The organism is Roseisalinus antarcticus, from assembly GCF_900172355.1.
Classification (GTDB): domain Bacteria; phylum Pseudomonadota; class Alphaproteobacteria; order Rhodobacterales; family Rhodobacteraceae; genus Oceanicola; species Oceanicola antarcticus_A.
In genome coordinates, this window is record NZ_FWFZ01000001.1 from 88,490 (window position 1) to 105,550 (window position 17,061).

At 69.0% G+C, this 17,061-nt stretch carries 19 protein-coding genes; 7 read left to right on the plus strand and 12 right to left on the minus strand.

Annotation, left to right across the window (positions count from 1 at the left end; genetic code table 11):
- Window position 1 precedes the first annotated feature (1 nt).
- Window positions 2-397: a DUF6157 family protein gene (locus ROA7023_RS00405; protein ID WP_085877026.1), complete on the plus strand. Its 396-nt coding sequence runs from the start codon at window positions 2-4 to the stop codon at window positions 395-397.
- Window positions 398-405: 8 nt separating this feature from the next.
- Here the strand turns inward: ROA7023_RS00405 and ROA7023_RS00410 are convergent, their stop codons facing one another.
- From ROA7023_RS00410 to ROA7023_RS00430, 5 genes are all read right to left on the minus strand, one after another.
- The gene (locus ROA7023_RS00410) at window positions 406-1,176 is read right to left on the minus strand and encodes a squalene/phytoene synthase family protein (protein WP_085877027.1); all 771 of its coding nucleotides are present in this window, start codon (window positions 1,174-1,176) and stop codon (window positions 406-408) included.
- Window positions 1,173-1,610 carry a hypothetical protein gene (locus ROA7023_RS00415; protein WP_085877028.1) on the minus strand — a complete coding sequence of 146 codons (438 nt, stop codon included), beginning with the start codon at window positions 1,608-1,610 and terminating at the stop codon, window positions 1,173-1,175. Before ROA7023_RS00415 ends, ROA7023_RS00410 begins: the two co-directional genes overlap by 4 nt.
- Window positions 1,611-1,735: 125 nt before the next feature.
- Window positions 1,736-3,445 carry a citramalate synthase gene (cimA, locus tag ROA7023_RS00420; RefSeq protein WP_085877029.1) on the minus strand — a complete coding sequence of 570 codons (1,710 nt, stop codon included), beginning with the start codon at window positions 3,443-3,445 and terminating at the stop codon, window positions 1,736-1,738.
- Window positions 3,442-4,839: a cysteine--tRNA ligase gene (cysS, locus tag ROA7023_RS00425; RefSeq protein WP_085877030.1), complete on the minus strand. Its 1,398-nt coding sequence runs from the start codon at window positions 4,837-4,839 to the stop codon at window positions 3,442-3,444. The genes cimA and cysS overlap by 4 nt, the downstream gene beginning before the upstream one ends.
- A 169-nt stretch (window positions 4,840-5,008) precedes the next feature.
- Entirely contained in the window at window positions 5,009-5,536 is a 528-nt protein-coding gene (locus ROA7023_RS00430; RefSeq protein ID WP_085877031.1) for a DUF1697 domain-containing protein, read from the minus strand.
- Window positions 5,537-5,573: 37 nt separating this feature from the next.
- On the opposite strand from ROA7023_RS00430, the gene ROA7023_RS00435 reads away from it, so the two are divergent.
- Window positions 5,574-5,918 carry an MmcQ/YjbR family DNA-binding protein gene (locus ROA7023_RS00435; RefSeq protein WP_085877032.1) on the plus strand — a complete coding sequence of 115 codons (345 nt, stop codon included), beginning with the start codon at window positions 5,574-5,576 and terminating at the stop codon, window positions 5,916-5,918.
- 140 nt (window positions 5,919-6,058) lie between these two features.
- Here ROA7023_RS00435 and ROA7023_RS00440 read toward each other — a convergent pair whose 3' ends face one another.
- The 6 genes from ROA7023_RS00440 to argS form a co-directional block, all read right to left on the minus strand.
- The gene (locus ROA7023_RS00440; RefSeq protein WP_143535400.1) at window positions 6,059-6,298 is read right to left on the minus strand and encodes a hypothetical protein; all 240 of its coding nucleotides are present in this window, start codon (window positions 6,296-6,298) and stop codon (window positions 6,059-6,061) included.
- A 71-nt stretch (window positions 6,299-6,369) separates the two neighbouring features.
- Window positions 6,370-7,035: an SMC-Scp complex subunit ScpB gene (gene scpB / locus ROA7023_RS00445; RefSeq protein WP_085877034.1), complete on the minus strand. Its 666-nt coding sequence runs from the start codon at window positions 7,033-7,035 to the stop codon at window positions 6,370-6,372.
- Window positions 7,032-7,817 (minus strand): segregation and condensation protein A, encoded by a 786-nt coding sequence (locus ROA7023_RS00450; protein ID WP_085877035.1) that lies wholly within the window; start codon window positions 7,815-7,817, stop codon window positions 7,032-7,034. Before ROA7023_RS00450 ends, scpB begins: the two co-directional genes overlap by 4 nt.
- A 17-nt stretch (window positions 7,818-7,834) precedes the next feature.
- Window positions 7,835-8,824, minus strand: coding sequence for a glycoside hydrolase family 3 N-terminal domain-containing protein (locus tag ROA7023_RS00455; RefSeq protein WP_085877036.1), 990 nt, complete (start codon window positions 8,822-8,824; stop codon window positions 7,835-7,837).
- Between the two features lies 1 nt (window position 8,825).
- On the minus strand, window positions 8,826-9,833 hold the full coding sequence (locus ROA7023_RS00460; protein WP_085877037.1) for an SPOR domain-containing protein: 1,008 nt from the start codon (window positions 9,831-9,833) through the stop codon (window positions 8,826-8,828).
- 114 nt (window positions 9,834-9,947) lie between these two features.
- Window positions 9,948-11,690: an arginine--tRNA ligase gene (gene argS / locus ROA7023_RS00465; RefSeq protein ID WP_085877038.1), complete on the minus strand. Its 1,743-nt coding sequence runs from the start codon at window positions 11,688-11,690 to the stop codon at window positions 9,948-9,950.
- A gap of 152 nt (window positions 11,691-11,842) precedes the next feature.
- On the opposite strand from argS, the gene ROA7023_RS00470 reads away from it, so the two are divergent.
- Window positions 11,843-12,967, plus strand: coding sequence for a hypothetical protein (locus ROA7023_RS00470; protein WP_143535401.1), 1,125 nt, complete (start codon window positions 11,843-11,845; stop codon window positions 12,965-12,967).
- Here ROA7023_RS00470 and ROA7023_RS00475 read toward each other — a convergent pair.
- The gene (locus ROA7023_RS00475; protein WP_085877040.1) at window positions 12,933-14,096 is read right to left on the minus strand and encodes a deoxyguanosinetriphosphate triphosphohydrolase; all 1,164 of its coding nucleotides are present in this window, start codon (window positions 14,094-14,096) and stop codon (window positions 12,933-12,935) included. The two genes, ROA7023_RS00470 and ROA7023_RS00475, sit on opposite strands and share 35 nt — an antisense overlap.
- Before the next feature lie 192 nt (window positions 14,097-14,288).
- Between ROA7023_RS00475 and ROA7023_RS00480 the strand changes: the two genes are divergently transcribed.
- The 4 genes from ROA7023_RS00480 (at window position 14,289) to ROA7023_RS00495 (ending at window position 17,042) form a co-directional block, all read left to right on the plus strand.
- The gene (locus ROA7023_RS00480) at window positions 14,289-14,615 is read left to right on the plus strand and encodes a HesB/IscA family protein (RefSeq protein WP_085877041.1); all 327 of its coding nucleotides are present in this window, start codon (window positions 14,289-14,291) and stop codon (window positions 14,613-14,615) included.
- Between the two features lie 362 nt (window positions 14,616-14,977).
- Window positions 14,978-15,334: a DUF7282 domain-containing protein gene (locus ROA7023_RS00485; protein WP_085877042.1), complete on the plus strand. Its 357-nt coding sequence runs from the start codon at window positions 14,978-14,980 to the stop codon at window positions 15,332-15,334.
- 92 nt (window positions 15,335-15,426) lie between these two features.
- Window positions 15,427-16,206 carry an exodeoxyribonuclease III gene (gene xth / locus ROA7023_RS00490; protein WP_085877043.1) on the plus strand — a complete coding sequence of 260 codons (780 nt, stop codon included), beginning with the start codon at window positions 15,427-15,429 and terminating at the stop codon, window positions 16,204-16,206.
- Window positions 16,203-17,042 (plus strand): hypothetical protein, encoded by an 840-nt coding sequence (locus ROA7023_RS00495; protein ID WP_085877044.1) that lies wholly within the window; start codon window positions 16,203-16,205, stop codon window positions 17,040-17,042. Before xth ends, ROA7023_RS00495 begins: the two co-directional genes overlap by 4 nt.
- Window positions 17,043-17,061 lie beyond the last annotated feature (19 nt).

Sequence of the window (17,061 nt, forward strand, 5' to 3'; positions counted from 1 at the left end):
GATGCACCACAGCACGAATTACAGCGACACGTTCCTGCGGGTCTCGCCCGACACCCGGGCCACCAGCGGCACTCCGCCGCCAAAGCCCGGCACCGTCACCGCGCTGGAATTCTGCCTGCTGCATGGGGCGCCCTACGGAATGACCAGCGACGACCTGCTGGTGGCCGTCACTGCGGAACGCCTTGACAGGGCCCCGGACGACCGGCTCCGCGCCGAGATCTTCGCCAGCGCCCAGCCATGCCTGCGCAGCTCGCCCCTGGTGCGGATCTACGGCTGGGGCATCCACTACGACCAAAATGCCCGCATCGCGCTGGTGGGGTGCGAGACAGAGGCCTATGCCCGCCTCGCCGCCGACCCGACCCTGAACCAGATCGCGGGCTTGCGGCGCCGCGCCTGAAGGGCCCGCTACCAGCTCCCCCGCGCCGCAACCCGCGCGAGGCTGAGCTTGCGGCGGAACTCCGAGACCGGAAGCTCTCCGCGAGCGACCCGCCCCGGATCGGCCTCGGCCCGCCGCAGCAGCCTGTCCGCCTGCCAGGTCCAGCGCAGCGCAAAGGCGGCGGCCGGCCCCCCCGCGCCGGCCCGCGCCCCGGCCAGCCGCAGACGCGCCTCCCGCGCCAGCGCCGCCACCGCCTCGGGCCGCCCGTCGGCAAGTGGGCGCTGCCCCCGCGCCTCAAGGTCGGGCACCGCCGAGAGCCAGAAAGCGACAGCCCCGCCATAGGCCGCGTCCCGCACCGCACCCTCGGCCCGCGCCTCGGCTCCGAGGGCCAGCGCAGCACACCAGCTCAGGTCCCCGGCCGTGGCATCCATATGTGCATCGAAGGCGGCGCGGTCGGCAAAGGGCTCGCGCCAGATGTCCCAACGCCGCGCAGCCGCCGCGCGGTCGAGCAATTCGAGCGGCAGGCCATGGGTCCGGATCACCTCGGCCAAGGACCCGGCGACCTCATGGGCCCGCGGCGTCTCGCCCCGGCCGATCTCGTCCAGCGCGTCACGCCACCATTGCAGGCGCATCTCGGCGATCATCGGCTCCTGCGTCACATAGGGCGCCCGGCTGACCTCCAGATTGAACGCATGGAGCGGAAACAGAACCGACCGTGCCTCTGGCGGGCAGGACATCGCGGCCAGAAACCGGTCCGGATCGCCCCGCTCCACCAGTGCCGCGCATGCCGCAACGGTCATCGGGGCACCAGCCCGCCGATCGCGCCCATCAGGGCCCGCACCCCGGTATCGCCACAGCCCGCGGCAATGCGCTCGGTGCCCGCCACCGCGGGCCTGACCGTGATCACGTCCGCGCCCATGTCGGTCGGGCAGACGGGCGGGTCGGTCTCGGCCGCCTGCGCCGCCAGCACGGCGGGAAAGCCTGCCTCCACCAGCGCCCGCGCCCGCGCGTAACTGCCGTCCGGCAGGGCCAGGGTGCGGCTCTCATCCCGGGCGCCATGGGGCTCGGCGGCAAAGACTTGCGCGAAATCCCCGTCGAAGATCGTGATCTCGGTCTCCCCGATAAAGCTGCTGCCCGAGGTTGTGCGCACGAAATCAGCGGCCTCCGGCACACCCGAAGAACAGCCCGCCACCAGGATCAGCGCCAAACCGGCCAAGCTCGAATGTCGCGCCATCACATCTCTCCCCAGATCGGCCCCGGAGCCCGGCCCCGCGGCTTCATTGCCTCCCGTATCCCGGGGGAGGCGCCCGGCGGGCGCCGGGGGCAGCGCCCCCAGCGCCGCCGCCTCACACCGCCGCCTCACACCGGCGCACCGTCCCGCAGCAGCTTCCAGCGGATCGCATCCACCAGGGCGTCAAAGGACGCATCCACGATATTGGCCGACACGCCGACGGTAGACCACCGACGTCCCTGCCCGTCCTGGTGGTCGATGATGACCCGCGTCACCGCCTCGGTGCCGCCGTTGGTGATCCGCACCTTGAAATCCACCAGCTTCCAATCCGCGATATAGCTCTGGTACGGCCCCAGGTCCTTCGACAGCGCCACGGACAACGCGTTCACCGGACCGGCATCCGATTGCTCGGTCGGGTTCTCGTTCTGGTAGAAACTCGTGGTCTGCTCGCCGCCCGGCAGGGTCACGGTCACCACCGCCTCCGACACGATCACCAGGTTTCCCTGCGCGTTCCGCCGCCGCTCCGAGATCACGCGATAGCGCTCCACGTCGAAGAAATGCGGCATCTGCCCCAGCTCTTCCCGCGCGATCAGCTCGAACGACGCCTGGGCGCTGTCATAGGCATAGCCCTGGGTCTCGCGACGTTTCACCGTCTCCAGCAGGCCGGGCAGCGCCGGATCGGTCCGCTCGACCTCCAGCCCCGCCTCGGCGAGCCTGCGCCGCAGATTCGACTGGCCCGCCTGGTTCGACATCGGCACGACGCGCTCGTTGCCCACCGACCCGGGCAGGATATGCTCATAGGTGGTCGGATCCTTCAGGATCGCGCTCGCATGCAGCCCCGCCTTGTGTGCGAAGGCCGACGCGCCCACATAGGCCGCCTGCTTCATCGGCACCCGGTTGAGGATATCGTCCAGGGTCCGGCTGACCTTGCGCAGCCCCTCCAGCGCCTCGACCGTGACCCCGGTCTCGAACCGGCTGGCATAGGGCTCCTTCAGCATCAGGGTCGGGATCAGCGAGGTCAGGTTGGCATTGCCACAGCGCTCGCCCAGCCCGTTCAACGTCCCCTGGATCTGCCGCGCCCCGGCCTCCACGGCAGCCAGAGTACCGGCCACGGCGGTCTCGGTGTCGTTGTGGCAATGGATGCCCAGCCGTTCGCCCGGCACACCGCTGGCGATCACCTCGCCGACGATCCGGCCGATCTCGCTGGGCAAGGTCCCGCCATTGGTGTCGCACAGCACGATCCAGTCCGCCCCAGCCTCCAGCGCCGCATGAACCGCTGCCAGCGCATAGCCCCGGTTCGACTTGAACCCGTCGAAGAAATGCTCGGCGTCGAAATGCGCCTCCCGCCCGGTGCCCTTCACATGGGCGAACGAGGCCCGGATGTTGTCGAGGTTCTCCTCGAGCGTGATCCCCAGCGCCGTCTCCACGTGAAAATCATGGGTCTTGCCCACCAGGCAGACTGACGGCGTGCCCGCGTTCAGAACCGCGGCCAGCACGTCGTCATTCTCCGCCGAGCGCCCGGTCCGCTTGGTCATGCCGAAGGCGGTCAGCACCGCCCGGGTCGCGGGCGGCGCATCGAAGAACTCGCTGTCCGTGGGGTTCGCCCCCGGCCAGCCGCCCTCGATGTAATCGATCCCGAGCCCGTCCAGCATCGCCGCGATCCGGCACTTCTCTGCGGTCGAGAAATCCACCCCCTGGGTCTGCTGCCCGTCCCGCAAGGTCGTGTCGAAGAGATAGAGCCGCTCCTTCTGCGCCCCGTCCTTCTTCTGGTCCGAAATATCCCGGGGGGAGTCCGCAGGACGGGGGGCAGCGCCCCCCTCGACATCCGAAACACTCATCGCAGCGCCTCCAGCTTGGCCCGGTCAAAATCCATGTGATGCCGCAGCCGGACCCCGGACGCGGCGAGCATGACGGACAGGCCCGCCTGTTCCAGCCGGCTCCGAAAGGCATCGGCTTGGGTGAAATCCTTGCACGCCTTGGCCTCTTCGCGCAGCCTGCCCAGCTTCTCCGCCAAGGGCTCCAGAAGCTCCGCCATGGCGGTGAACTCGGCGACCCGCGCCAGCAGGCCCTCAAGGCTGAAGATGCCCAGAAAGACCAGATCGCCCGCAAGCCGGGTCGCGACCTCGGCATGGTCGAGCCGGTCGAGCGCCTGCAGCGCCCCGTGGGTGTTCAGATCGTCTGCCAGCGCCTCGACAAGGGGCGGGCTGGGCGCATCCGGCTCGATGGCATCCAGCTTCGCATGGTGCGCCACCGTCTCGATATAGCCCGAAAGCCTGGACAGGGCGGCCGACTGCTTTTCCGCCGTCCAGTCCATCGGCTTGGAATAATGCGTGCCCAGCATGACATACCGGATGACCTCGCCCGGCACGCCCTGTTCCAGAAGATCCCGCACGGTGAAGAAATTACCCAGCGACTTGGACATTTTCCTGCCCTCGACCTGCAGCATCTCGTTGTGCAGCCAATAGCGCGCGAAACCGCCGCCCGGATGGGCGCAGGCCGATTGCGCCAGCTCGTTCTCGTGATGCGGGAACATCAGGTCGTTGCCGCCACCGTGGATGTCAAAGGTCTCGCCCAGCAGCTCGTGGGCCATGGCCGAGCACTCGATATGCCAGCCCGGCCGCCCCCGCCCCCAGGGGCTGTCCCAGCCGGGCGCGGCGTCATCCGACGGCTTCCACAGCACGAAATCCATCGGGTTGCGTTTGTAGGGCGCGACCTCGACCCGGGCGCCGGCGATCATGTCCTCGACCGAGCGGCCTGAAAGCCGCCCGTATTCGGCATGGCTTTCGACGGCGAACAGCACGTGCCCCTCGGCCTCGTAGGCATGGCCCGAGGCGACGAGCCCGGCGATCATGTCCTTCATCGCCCCGATCCACTCGGTCGCCCTTGGCTCCTGCGTGGGCCGCAGCGCCCCCAGCGCGTCGGTGTCCTCGTGATACCATCCGATCGTCTCGGTGGTGATGTCGCGGATGTCGCGCCCGGTCTCGGCGGCGCGGGCGTTGATCTTGTCATCGACGTCGGTGAAGTTGCGCACGTAGGTGACATGATCCGCGCCATAGACATGGCGCAGCAGCCGGAACAACGTGTCGAACACGATCACGGGCCGCGCATTCCCCAGATGCGCCCTGTCATAGACCGTGGGGCCACAGACATACATCCGCACGTTGTCGGGATCGAGCGGCGCGAACGGCTCGACCTTGCGAGTGAGGGTATTCTTCAGTCGGATGGTGACCATTGGGGCCTCGCGCGGTTGTCGCCCGCGGGCTTTAGCAATTTCGATCTGGAGAGGAAACGAGAAGAGCTGGCCCGCGCGACGATTGTCAGCAGCAAATAATGATGCAGCAGAGAATGCAGATGCTCTTCATGGCAGCGGTGCTAGCAGGCGGGGGCGGCGGCGTCCAGCGTCATGTGACCCCGCGCAGCATCCCGGCCAGGTGGCGCACGGTCCGCAGGTTGCGGCCGGTCAGATCGGTGCCCGGCACCACCCGGCCGAGGTTCGCGAACAGCTTCGACCGCCCGATCCCCTCGGGCGCGGACAGATAGACCGCCGCCGGCCCCGCCTCCAGCGCCTCGCCTGGCGCGATGTAGCGGTCCAGCGCCGCGCCATCGATCCTCGGCGCGCCGAAAGCGAAGTAGACATGGGCCAGCCGGCCGTCCTCCGGCGAAAACGGGCAGGCTGCCGCGATCCGCTCGAAACGGGCGCGGCCCAGCACCAGCACCGGCACGTCCACGCCGATCTCTCGCCTCATCGCCCCACGTAGATCCTGCGCCAGGTCGCCGTCCGCGGCCTGGAACACCAGGTTTCCCGAGGCGATGTAGCTTTGCACCCCGGTCCAGCCGAGCCCCTCGGCCAGCCTGCGCAGTTCGGGCATCGCCACCTTGTTGCCGCCGCCCACATTGACCCCCCGCAACAATGCCACATGGGCTGTCATGCTTGCCTCGCCTTCGTGTCTGGGCAAGACTGATCCTATGAGCGATGCCCGGGTCAAGACCCTCTGCGCGGCCCTGCCCGGCGCCACATATGCCGATCCGGCGGACGGCGAATTGCGGTCGTGGAAGGTGGGCGGCAAGATGTTCGCCTGCATGGGCACCCGCGACCCCGGCGTGTCGGTCAAGACACCCTCGGTCGAGGATGCCGCCCTGCTGATAGAGATCGGCCGGGCGATCCGGGCGCCGTATTTCCATCGGTCCTGGGTCCGGATCGACCCCGACGCCATCCCCGAGGACGAGCTGCGCGACCGGATCACGACCTCCTACCGGATCGTGCGGTCGAGCCTCACGAAGAAGGTGCAGGCCGGCCTCGGCCCGGAGTGACACGGCCGGACGGTGTGGGACGGCCCCAAAGACCGGCAGGACTATTCGGGGTGACACGGCCGCACAGTACAAACCTCAGCGCGTATTGCAAGACCGCAACGGGGCGCGATCCGGGCACGCGGGGCCCGGAGGGGAGCGGCCTAGAACTTGCCGATGCGCCGGGTGGCCCGCATGGCCTGGCGCGCGCGCTTGGCAGCCTGACGCCCGTCGCCTTCACCCTGGCCCTGGTCCTGGCGTTGGCCTTGTCCGCCGCCACCGCCGCCGCCGCCATTGCGGTTGCGGTTGCCGCCCCCGCCGCCACGGCCACGGCCGCCGCGGGCGATGTGGTTCATCCCCTGTTTCATGAACATCCGCACAATCATTCGGATCATTCGTTCCATGATCTTCCTCTCATCCTCGAGATTTCGCGGAAGCATAGCGGAAAAACGCGGCCACAAGAAGGCAGGCGCGATCACGTGTCGTCGAAGAGGCCCGACTGGGCGTCGCCCTCGCCCGCGCCCTCGCCCTCTTCGGGCCCCTCGCTGCCCGGCGGCGGCCGGTTGTCCAGCAGGCCGGCGGCGCGCAGCTCCGACAGGCCGGGCAGATCGCGGGCATTCTCCAGCGCGAAATGATCGAGGAACGCCTCGGTCACCACGAAGGTCACCGGGCGTCCCGGGGTCATGCGCCTGCGGCCGAAACGGATCCAGGACATCTCGATCAGCTGGTCGATGGTCCCGCGCGACACGCCGACGCCACGGATCTCCTCGATCTCGGCGCGGGTGACGGGCTGGTGGTAGGCGATGATCGCCAGCGTCTCGATCGCCGCGCGGCTGAGCTTGCGGGTCTCGACCACCTCCTGCTGCATCAGGAACCCCAGGTCCGGCGCGGTGCGGATCGCCCAGGCCTCGCCGATCCGGGTGATGGCGACACCGCGGCCCTCATAGCGCCGGCGCAGATGCTCCAGCGCCCGAGCCGGGTCCGAGCCATGGGGCATCCGGCCGATCAGCTCGCGCAGGGTCACCGGGTCGGCGGTGGCAAAGAGGATGGCCTCAACCATGCGCTCCTGCTCGGCCATGGGCGGCGCCTCGAAGAGGCTTTTCTCCATCTCGAGATCGCGGTCGGGATCGGGCTCTGTCATGGAGACTTCCGGCGGATCTGGATCGGGGCGAAGCTCTCGCCCTGTCGGATTTCGATGCTGCCCTCCTTGGCCAGCTCCAGGCTCGCGGCGAAGGTCGCGGCGGTCGCGGTCCGCCGCCGCACGGGATCGCCGCCCCAGCCGTCGGGCATGTAGCTCGTCAGGTCCGTCCAGTCGCCGGCGAAGCCGATCAGCGGCCGCATCCGCTCCAGCGCCTGTTCCAGCGTCAGCAGGTTGGAGCGGTCGAAGGCATAGGGCCGGAACTCGTCCTTGGTGCGGATCCGGGCATAGGCCTGCATCAGGTCGATCAGCGTCGCGGTATAGGCCACCCGGCGCACGCGAGAGACATCCTCGGTGATGCCGCGCGCAAAGCGGTCGCGGCCCAGCTGGTCGCGCGCCATCAGCTTGGCCGCCGCCCCGCGCATGGCCTCCAGCCGTTCGAGCTGGAACGCCAGGTGCGCGGCCATCTCCTCGCCCGAGGGCCCCTCTTCCTCGGGGTCGGGCGGCAGCAGCAGGCGGGATTTCAGGAACGCGAGCCAGGCCGCCATCACCAGGTAATCCGCGGCCAGCTCGATCCGCAGCGCCCGCGCCTGTTCGACAAAGGCCAGGTATTGCCGGGCCAGCGCCAGGACCGAGATCTCGCGCAGGTCCACCTTCTGGGTGCGGCTGAGCGTCAGCAGCAGATCGAGCGGGCCCTCGAACCCGTCCACGTCGACGATCAGCGCCTCGGCGGCAAGCCGGGCGGCGACATCCGTGGGCGCGGTCTCGAATTCGTCGTCGGACATCGGGCGGGCGGGCCTTCTCAGGTCAGAAGGCTTGCAAGTTCCGCGTCGAGCGCCGCCATGTCAACGGGCTGGGGCGCCTTGCGCTGGGAAAGCGCCGCATCCGCGCGGGCGTTCGCCGCCCCGTCCATCACCCGGCAGGCCGCCGCCGTCGCCCGCATCTCGTCGAGCGAGCCGTTGCAATGGAGCGCGATATCGCAGCCCGCCTCGAGGCAGGCGGCGGCGCGGTCGGGGATCGGCCCCGACAGGGCCTGCATCCCGATATCGTCGGACAGCAGAAGGCCGCTGAAGCCGATCTCTTCGCGGATCAGCCGGATCACCCGGTCCGAGGTGGTCGCCGGTGCGCCCGCGTCGAGGTCGGAAAAGACGATATGGGCCGTCATGCCCATCGCCATGGTGTTGAGCGCCTTGAACGGGGCGAAGTCGCGGCCGGCAAGCTCGTCTGCCGGAACCGCAACGCGCGGCAGGTCCAGGTGGCTGTCGACGCTGGCGCGGCCATAGCCGGGAATGTGCTTGAGCACCGGCAGCACGCCACCGTCGAGCAGCGCCTCGGCGCAGGTCCGCGCGGCCGCGACCACGGTCGCGACATCGTCGCCGTAAAGCCGGTTGCGCAGCACCGGGTGGGTCTGCGGCTCTGCCAGGTCGGCCAGCGGGGCGCAGTTCACGTCGATGCCCACGGCGTGCAATTCGGCGGCGATCAGGCGGTTGCGGATGTAGACGGCGCGCATCGGGTCGCGGGCCCGGGTCATCTGGTCGAGCGCCGGCAGGTAGCTGCGCCAATGCGGCGGGCCCATCCGCTGGACCCTTCCGCCTTCCTGGTCGATCAGGATCGGCGCCCGCCAGCCTACCGCGTCGCGCAGATCCGACGTGAGGGCGCCCAGCTGCCCGGGGCTTTCGACATTGCGGGCGAAGAGGATGAAGCCGAACGGGTCGGCCTGGGCAAAGAACTGCCGCTCCGCCTGCGAAAGGCGGGCGCCCAGGCAGCCGAGAATGACCGCCCGGCGGCTCATGTCAGCGCGAGACCACGGACATGCACAGCGCGTCCTCCGCGACCAGCGCCGCGCAGAAGCGCCGCGCCTCGGACAGGTCCTCGAACCCGGTGGCACGCAGGCGCCAGAGCGTGCGGCCCGCGCTTTCGGTCTGCTGGATCACCGGCGCCTTGCCGCCCATGTAATCGGCGAACCGGCCCGAGATCTGGCGCCACTGGGCGGCGGCGACGGCCTCGCTCTCGAACGCGCCAAGCTGCACCAGCCGTGTGCCCGGCGGTATCGTCGCCGGATCGACCAGCGCCAGATCCGACGCGGAGGGCGTCCGCGCCGCGGTGGGCTCTATCCCGCTGATGCGCATCGGGCGGGGCTGGGGCCGCAGCGACCGGCTGACGCCGGGCACGGACGCCGGAATGACCGAGACCACCGGCGCCCCGTCGAGCGCGAGCTGCACCTCGCCCGCCTCCATGTCGAGCGCCGTCAGCGGCGCCACCCCCTGCGCGATCTGATCGGCGAGCGCCTGGATCTGGTCGGCGGTCAGCGGCACATCGTTGTCAAGCAGGGCATCGGCGAGCGGGTCGGCGCCGGCAATCTCGTCCGCGGCCTCGGCGACCATGGCCGAGATGCCGGCGAGCGCCTCGGCGCTGTCGTCGGCGTCGGCCGAGGCCTCGATGACCGGGTCGGGGACCGCAGGGGCCAGTTCCAGGTCTTCCGCCGCCAGCTCGATATCCCGCGGGGCGAGCGTCAGCCTGTCCTCGGGCGCACCGGCCTGGCCCTCGGCGGCCACGGCGTTGACGGACAGGCCACGGTGCAGCGCGACTTCGCCGCCCGGATCGGCGGGCTGCTCGCGCATCGGCCCCTCGATGGCGCGGACCACGGGGATGCCGCTCACGTCGCGCTTGACGAGCTTGTAGCTCCAGACGCCGACGCCGGCGACCAGCGCCAGCGACAGGACCGCCCCGGTCAGATTGACCAGGGTCGAGGCCCGAAAGCCGGTTTCAGGCGCGTCCGCACCATAGGAGTAATCTGCCATGTCTGCCTCACGTGCCCCGGCGGCTGGATCCGCCGATGGTCTCTTGGGTTCCTGCTCGTGTCCCCGGGCGGCGCGTGCGGCTTTATGGTGGCGTCGGCCTTTTCGGCTCTTTGACTACCGCATCTCGTCCACGGGGATGACGCCAAGGATACCCAATCCTTGCGAAATCACAATCGCCGCGGCCTTGGGCAGCGCAATTTTGGCTTGTGTTGCAGCGGAATCACCCTCCTGCAGGAAACGCAGGGCGGTCTCTTCGTTGCCCCTGTTCCACAGCGCGTGCAGTTCCGAGGCCAACTCGTAGAGATAGAACGCCACCCTGTGGGGCTCGTGCAGGCGGGCCGCGATCTCGATCAGGCGGGGCCACTCGGCGATCTTCCTGGCCAGGGACAGCTCTGCCTCGTGGGTCATCGCGGACAGATCCTGACGCGCCAGCGCCCCGGCATCGGTTGCCAGCCCCATCTCTTCGGCCTTGCGCAGGACGGATTGCACCCGCGCATGGGCGTATTGCACGTAGAAGACCGGATTGTCCTTCGACTGCTCGGTCACCTTGTCGAAATCGAAATCCAGCGGCGCGTCGTTCTTGCGCGTCAGCATGTGGAACCGCAGCACGTCCGCGCCGACCATCTCGACCGCGTCCGCCAGGGTCACGAAGGTCCCGGCCCGCTTGGACATCTTGAACGGCTGCCCGTTCCGGTAGAGCTTCACCAGCTGGATCAGCTTGACGTCCAGCGGCACCCTGCCCCCGGACATGGCCGAGACCGCCGCCTTCATCCGCTTGACATAGCCGCCGTGATCCGCGCCCAGCACGTCGATCAGCTGGGTAAAGCCGCGCTCCAGCTTGTCGTGGTGATAGGCGATGTCGGGGGCGAAATAAGTCCAGGCGCCGTCCGATTTCATGATCGGGCGGTCGACATCGTCGCCGTGCTCGGTCGATTTGAACAGCGTCTGCTCGCGCGGCTCCCAATCCTCGGGCAGCTTGCCCTTGGGCGGCTCCAGCACGCCCTTGTAGATCAGGCCCTTCTCGCGCAGCCCCTCGATGGCCGCCTCGATCCGGCCGGTGCCGTAAAGCGACTTTTCCGAGAAATAGACATCCATCACCACGCCGACCGCGGCGAGATCGGCCTTGATCTGCTCCAGCATCTTCTCGGTCGCGAAATCGCGGATTGTCTGGAGCCAGACCTCCTCGGGCCGGTCGACGAAGGCGTCGCCATGCGCCGCCTTGACCGCCTCGCCCACGTCCTTGAGGTATTCGCCCGGATAGGTGCCGTCGGCAAATTCGACCTCGCGGCCGAACGCCTCCAGATACCGCAGATAGACCGAGCGGGCGAGCACATCGACCTGCCCCCCGCCGTCGTTGATGTAGTATTCCCGCGTCACGTCGTAGCCCGCGAAATCGAGCACCGCGGCCAGCGCATCGCCCACCGCCGCGTGCCGGGCATGGGCCACGTGCATCGGTCCGGTGGGGTTGGCCGAGACGAACTCCACGTTGATCCGCTCGCCGCCCCCCATGGTCGAGCGGCCGTAGTCGGGCGTGCCGAGGACGGTGGTCACGAGCCCATGCCAGACCGTGTCGGCCAGCCGCATGTTCAGAAAGCCCGGCCCGGCCACGTCGGCCACCGCGATCCGGTCGTCGGCCAGCAGGCGGGCGGCCAGCGCGTCGGCGATGTCGCGCGGCTTCAGGCCCGCGGGCTTGGCCAGCACCATCGCGGCATTGGTCGCCATGTCGCCGTGGGCCGGGTCGCGGGGCGGCTCGACGGTCACATTGGCATGGTCGAGCCCGGCGGGCAGCGTCCCCTCCGCCACCAGCGCGTCAAGGCAGCCCACCACAAGGGCCCGGATATCGGAAAAGAGGTTCATGTCGCAGCTTCCTCGGAAATCAGGGGCGGTTTATCACGGGCGTGTCCGAGTGCAATCCACCCTGACCACGCCCCGCCCGGCCCGGTTTGCGCTTGTTCCCCGGCCGGAGGCAGGTTTTATCTGGGCGCCGGGCCGGCAGGAGACGGGATTTGGTGCGCACGACGATCGGGCTGATGATGCTGAGCGCGCTCGCGATGGGCCTGTCCGCCCTCGCGCTGCGGCTGGAGATGGCCGCCCCGGGTCAGAGCGCCGCGCTGCTGGCCGGCGGCTGGAACGCCCCAAGCGTCGCCACGCTGCTCTTTGCGGTGCACGGCACCTCGGGTCTGATGCTGATGGCGCTGGCCGGGGCGGCGATGGGGGGCGTCGCGGCCACCGCAAACGGCCCCGCCGGCTGGACCAGCGCCGCCCTCGGCCTTGCGGCGGCGGTCGTGCTTGCGATCGTCGGCGTGCTGCAGGCGCTGCCACCCGGTCTGCAGCCCTTCACCATGGTGCCGCTCGACGCGCTGCCGGCCGAGCGGCTGGCGGCGGCACTGGGCGATCCCGAACGGCTCTCGGCGTTGGGGCGCGGCGAATGGGCCCAGATCGCGGCGCTCACCCCGTTGCTGCTCGGCGCGGGGGCGCTGGCCGGTGCGCGGCCCGGCCATCGCTGGGGCGGGCGCGTGGTTCAGGTGCTGTCGGTCGCCGCCCTCGTGACGCTGGGGATGCAGACGCCGGCGGTGCCGATGTCCTCGGCCATCGGCATCCTGGTCCTGCCGTTGCTGGCGCTGATCGCGACGCTGTCGATGCAGCTGGCCGACGACGCGGTGCCCGCGGCCCCCTACCTCTGGACCGGGTCGGTGGGCATGGTGCTGGGCCTGATCGTGGCCGCGACCCTTGGCACCAACCCGGGCACCGACCCGGGCACCGCCCCAGGCGGCGGCGCGGCGGCGGCGGCGACGGTGAACGCCATGGCAGGCACGACCCTGTTGCCGGGGCTGATGCACCTGACGGTCTGGGGCTTTGCGCTTTTCGCGGTCTTCGCGGCGCTCAACCGGCGCTGGAGCCCGCGCCTGCAGGAGGGCATCCTCTGGGGCCATGCACTTGGCCTCGCGGTGCTCTGTGCGCTGGCCGCCGCGCCGCTCGTGCGCAACGGTCTGGACGGGATGCCGGTGCGCCGGCTCGATCCTGCCGCGAGCTTCGCCGCCGCGCAGCGGGACGCGGCCGTCTGGGCGCTCCTGCTGCTCGGCTGGATCCTTGCGGGGGTCATTGTGGCCTGGCGACGACGCTCTCGCCCGTAAGCCGCTCGTGCGTGAGGATGGCAAAACGGTCCGTCATCCCGGCGATGTAATCGGCGACGATCCGGGCCAGCCGCATCTCGTCGCCCGCGGCCTCGTCCACGTCCTTGCGCCATTGCTTGGGCAGCTGCGCGGGGTCCGCCATGAAGGCGGGGAAAAGATCGTTGATCACCCGCGTCACCTGCTGGCGCATCACCACCACCGAGGGGGCACGGTACATCCGCTCGAACAGGAATTGCCGCAGCACCTTGAGATCGGTCCAGAGCCCGGGTGAGAACTGCACCACCATCCGCCCCGCGTGCCGGATATCGGCCGGGCCTTGCGGCGCGAGGTCGGCAAGGTTGGCCCGGGTCACGCCGATCACGTCCTCGACGAGGATGCCGAAGAACCGCCGCAGCGCCTCGTGCCGGCGGCGGTAGTAGTTGAGGCCCGGATAGGCCCGGTCGACCTCGGCGAAACACTCCCTCAGCACGGGCAGTTCCGCCAGCTCGTCGGTCGAGAACAGCTCGGCCCGCAGGCCGTCGTGCAGATCGTGGTGGGAATAGGCGATGTCGTCGGAGAGGGCCGCGACCTGCGCCTCGGCGCCGGCGTGGGTCGGCAGCTCCAGGTCGTGGCGCATGTCGTATTCGGCCAGCGCCCAGGGGATCGGCGCGGTCACCGGGCCGTTGTGCTTGGCGATGCCCTCAAGCGTCTCCCAGGTCAGGTTCAGCCCGTCCCATTCGGCATAGTGCCGCTCCAGCGAGGTGACGATGCGCAGGGTCTGGGCGTTGTGGTCGAAGCCGCCGTAGGGCGCCATCAGCGCCCCCAGCGCGTCCTCGCCGGTATGGCCGAAGGGCGTGTGCCCGAGGTCATGGGCCAGCGCCACCGCCTCGGTCAGTTCCTGGTCGAGCCCCAGCGTCCTGGCCATGGTCCGGGCCACCTGCGCCACTTCGATCGAATGGGTCAGGCGGGTGCGGAAGTAATCGCCCTCATGCTCGATGAACACCTGGGTCTTGTGCTTGAGCCGCCGGAAACTGGAGGCGTGGATGATCCTGTCGCGATCCCGTTGGAAGGGCGAGCGAAAGGTGCTCTCGGCCTCGGGAAAAAGCCGCCCGCGGCTTTGGTCGGGGTCGCACGCGAAAAGCGCCGCCATGATCTGCCTCGTCTGTCTGCCGGGGCGCGGCGCGCCCCCCTGTTCCTGGCCCCGCGACGGTGTCCCGACCGTCGCGATCGCTGCCTTGTCAGACCTCTAGCAGCCCGCTAAAGGCGTGACGAGGGCAAGCGCATCTTGGCACTTGCCATCACTGCGCCTATCTTGAGCCCGAGAGTCGAAGGGACCGAAGCCATGCTGACCGTACCACCCAAAGTCACTCCCCGCGCCTTCGAGCGCCTGGCCGAGATCGGCGCCGCCGCACAGGGCAAGGCGCTGCGCATCGCCGTCGAGGGGGGCGGATGTTCCGGGTTCCAGTACCAGATCGACCTCGACGCGCCCGGCGACGACGACCTCGTCCTCGAGGCCGAGGGCGAGCGCGTGGTGATCGACAGCGTCTCGCTGCCGTTTCTCGCCGACGCGGTGATCGACTTCAGCGAAGAGCTGATCGGCGCCCGCTTCGTGATCGAGAACCCGAACGCCACCAGTTCCTGCGGCTGCGGCACCTCGTTCTCTCTCTGACTTTCCGCTGACCGTGTTCCGCTGACATGGCGGCCGGCCGCGCGGCCGGCCGTTTTCGCGTATCCGTCTGCGCCGGCCCCCAATCACGGGCGCACGAGTGCGCCGGCCGCGGGCGCGCGGGTCACGGGCTTTACGGCCCCTTCCATGGTGTGTTGTATAAGCGCCGGCCGCGGGCGCGCGGGTCACGGGGCGCATGCGCCCGCGCACGCAGTCCTCACCTCCTTCCCGAAAAATCATTCAATTGCGTGACGTTAGGTCAATTCTCTGTTCACGGATACGTTATGAAGAAATATCGCTTTTCGAGGAAACAAAACGCGGGGGGGTCGGAGTTGACCGGACAGCAACGAAGAAAGGAGTTCGTTATGTTTAACACGAAAATCATCGCTGCCGCCGCTACCGCAACCGCCCTTCTGGGGACCGCCGCCGCGGCCGAGAGCTACTTCACGTATCTCGACAACACGCCGCAAGAGCGGGACACAACCCTGGAGCTTGGCTCCGTCGTGTCCGACGCCGATGGTGTCATCGTGGTCTACGAATACAGCGACGGCGAATACGGCGACACGCTGGGCAGCACGCAAGTCAGCGCCGGCGCGAACGACAACGTCGACGTGCAGCTTGACGAGAACCCCTATTACCAGGTCGCGGCCGTGCTCTATCTCGGCGAGCCGACGATGCCGGAAGATGGCGCCGCGATGGTGACCGTCGAAATCGACGAGTAATCATTGATCCGCGGGCGCGAGAGCGTCTCGAATGAACGGAAGGGCCAGCCTGCGGGCTGGCCCTTTTCGTTTTTCCCGGGCATGGTCGGCCCATGAAAATCGCGACCTTCAACATCAATGGAATCAAGGCCCGCCACCCCGCCCTGTGCGACTGGCTGGACGAGGCCGCCACCGACGTCGTCCTGCTGCAGGAGATCAAGTCGGTGGACGAGAATTTCCCCCGCGAGATGTTCGAGGACCGGGGCTACAACGTCGAGACCCACGGCCAGAAGGGGTTCAACGGCGTCGCGATCCTGTCGAAACTGCCGCTGGAGGATGTCACTCGCGGGCTGCCCGGCGATGACAGCGACGAACAGGCCCGCTGGATCGAGGCCACCGTGGTGGGCAGGACGGCGATCCGGCTCTGCGGGCTCTACCTGCCCAACGGCAACCCGGCGCCGGGCCCGAAATACGACTACAAGCTGGCCTGGATGGAACGCCTGCGGACCCGGGCACAGGCCTTGATGGAGGCCGAGGAGCCCGCCCTCATGGCCGGCGATTACAATGTCATCCCGCAGCCCGAGGACGCCGCCCGCCCCAAGGCCTGGGAAAAGGACGCGCTGTTCCTGATGGACAGCCGGACGGCCTTTCGGCGGATCGTGAACCTCGGCTTCACCGAAGGCTTTCGCGCCCGGGTGCAGGGGCCGGGGCATTACTCGTTCTGGGATTACCAGGCCGGCGCCTGGGACCGGAACGACGGGATCCGCATCGACCACGTCCTGTTGACGCCGCAGGCCGCCGACCTGATGCGCGACATCACGATCGACAGCGAGATCCGGGGCCGTGAAAAGCCCTCCGACCATGTGCCGGTAGTGATCGACCTCGACGCATGACGGTCGTTTCCGATGTGTTGAAGCTGCTTCAGGGCAAGACCCGCGCGCAGTCGCGGCTGAGGGGCCGGATCTGGCGGCTGTTGCGAGGCGCGGCCGCGCCCTCGGACGACCCGCTGGTGATCTTCGCGATCCCGCTGGTGTCGCGCCGCCGCAGCTCGGACTGGGATCAGGTCACCGCGAACCTCTCCGCCACGCTCGCCAGCTTCCTGCGCCAGACCGACGGCAACTGGATGGCCCTGATCTGCGGCCAGGACCGCCCCGACGACCTGCCCGACGATCCGCGGATCACCTTCCTCAAGGCCAGGGTCGGCGACAAGTTCTACGACAAGGGCGACAAGCGCCGCCAGCTGATCGCCCATGTCGCGCGACGGATCCGGCGGGACGGCTATTACATGCAGTTTGATGCCGACGACATCCTGCACCCCGAGGCCGTGGCCCATATGCGCGGCGACCACAACGGGCGCGGCTACCTGATCTCGCGCGGGTATTTCGTTCATGCGGGCGCCCGCCGCCTTGCCCCGCTGGAGCCGCCAGAGAAGCCGTTTCACCTGGCCTGCGGCTCCTCCTCGGCGGTCTACGTGGATTTCCGCACCCACCGGCACGATGCCCGGCTGCTGGCCGAGCACCGCTCGCACACCCGTGTCGCCGAGACCTGCGCGGAATGGGGCCAGCCGCTCGACGAGATCCCGTTTCCGGCCGCGCTCTACATGGTCGGCCACGGCGAGAACATGATCCAGCGGCGCGGCAAGCTCGAGGACCGGCTGGGCCATCTCGACGCGCACGAGATCACGTCCCCGGCCGCGCGCGACACGATCCTGGCGGCCTTCGGGCTGTAGAATGGGCCCGCCCGCCCCT

Bases quoted from the DNA above. Each gene is read 5' to 3' on its own strand.
- xth (WP_085877043.1), top strand. From the start codon at position 15,427: ATGAAAATCGCGACCTTCAACATCAATGGAATCAAGGCCCGCCACCCC.
- cysS (WP_085877030.1), bottom strand. From the start codon at position 4,839: ATGGTCACCATCCGACTGAAGAATACCCTCACTCGCAAGGTCGAGCCG.
- cimA (WP_085877029.1), bottom strand. From the start codon at position 3,445: ATGAGTGTTTCGGATGTCGAGGGGGGCGCTGCCCCCCGTCCTGCGGAC.
- ROA7023_RS00495 (WP_085877044.1), top strand. From the start codon at position 16,203: ATGACGGTCGTTTCCGATGTGTTGAAGCTGCTTCAGGGCAAGACCCGC.
- ROA7023_RS00475 (WP_085877040.1), bottom strand. From the start codon at position 14,096: ATGGCGGCGCTTTTCGCGTGCGACCCCGACCAAAGCCGCGGGCGGCTT.
- ROA7023_RS00460 (WP_085877037.1), bottom strand. From the start codon at position 9,833: ATGGCAGATTACTCCTATGGTGCGGACGCGCCTGAAACCGGCTTTCGG.
- ROA7023_RS00430 (WP_085877031.1), bottom strand. From the start codon at position 5,536: ATGACAGCCCATGTGGCATTGTTGCGGGGGGTCAATGTGGGCGGCGGC.
- ROA7023_RS00435 (WP_085877032.1), top strand. From the start codon at position 5,574: ATGAGCGATGCCCGGGTCAAGACCCTCTGCGCGGCCCTGCCCGGCGCC.
- ROA7023_RS00405 (WP_085877026.1), top strand. From the start codon at position 2: ATGCACCACAGCACGAATTACAGCGACACGTTCCTGCGGGTCTCGCCC.
- ROA7023_RS00455 (WP_085877036.1), bottom strand. From the start codon at position 8,824: ATGAGCCGCCGGGCGGTCATTCTCGGCTGCCTGGGCGCCCGCCTTTCG.
- argS (WP_085877038.1), bottom strand. From the start codon at position 11,690: ATGAACCTCTTTTCCGATATCCGGGCCCTTGTGGTGGGCTGCCTTGAC.
- ROA7023_RS00415 (WP_085877028.1), bottom strand. From the start codon at position 1,610: ATGGCGCGACATTCGAGCTTGGCCGGTTTGGCGCTGATCCTGGTGGCG.
- scpB (WP_085877034.1), bottom strand. From the start codon at position 7,035: ATGACAGAGCCCGATCCCGACCGCGATCTCGAGATGGAGAAAAGCCTC.
- ROA7023_RS00450 (WP_085877035.1), bottom strand. From the start codon at position 7,817: ATGTCCGACGACGAATTCGAGACCGCGCCCACGGATGTCGCCGCCCGG.
- ROA7023_RS00485 (WP_085877042.1), top strand. From the start codon at position 14,978: ATGTTTAACACGAAAATCATCGCTGCCGCCGCTACCGCAACCGCCCTT.
- ROA7023_RS00480 (WP_085877041.1), top strand. From the start codon at position 14,289: ATGCTGACCGTACCACCCAAAGTCACTCCCCGCGCCTTCGAGCGCCTG.
- ROA7023_RS00410 (WP_085877027.1), bottom strand. From the start codon at position 1,176: ATGACCGTTGCGGCATGCGCGGCACTGGTGGAGCGGGGCGATCCGGAC.
- ROA7023_RS00440 (WP_143535400.1), bottom strand. From the start codon at position 6,298: ATGGAACGAATGATCCGAATGATTGTGCGGATGTTCATGAAACAGGGG.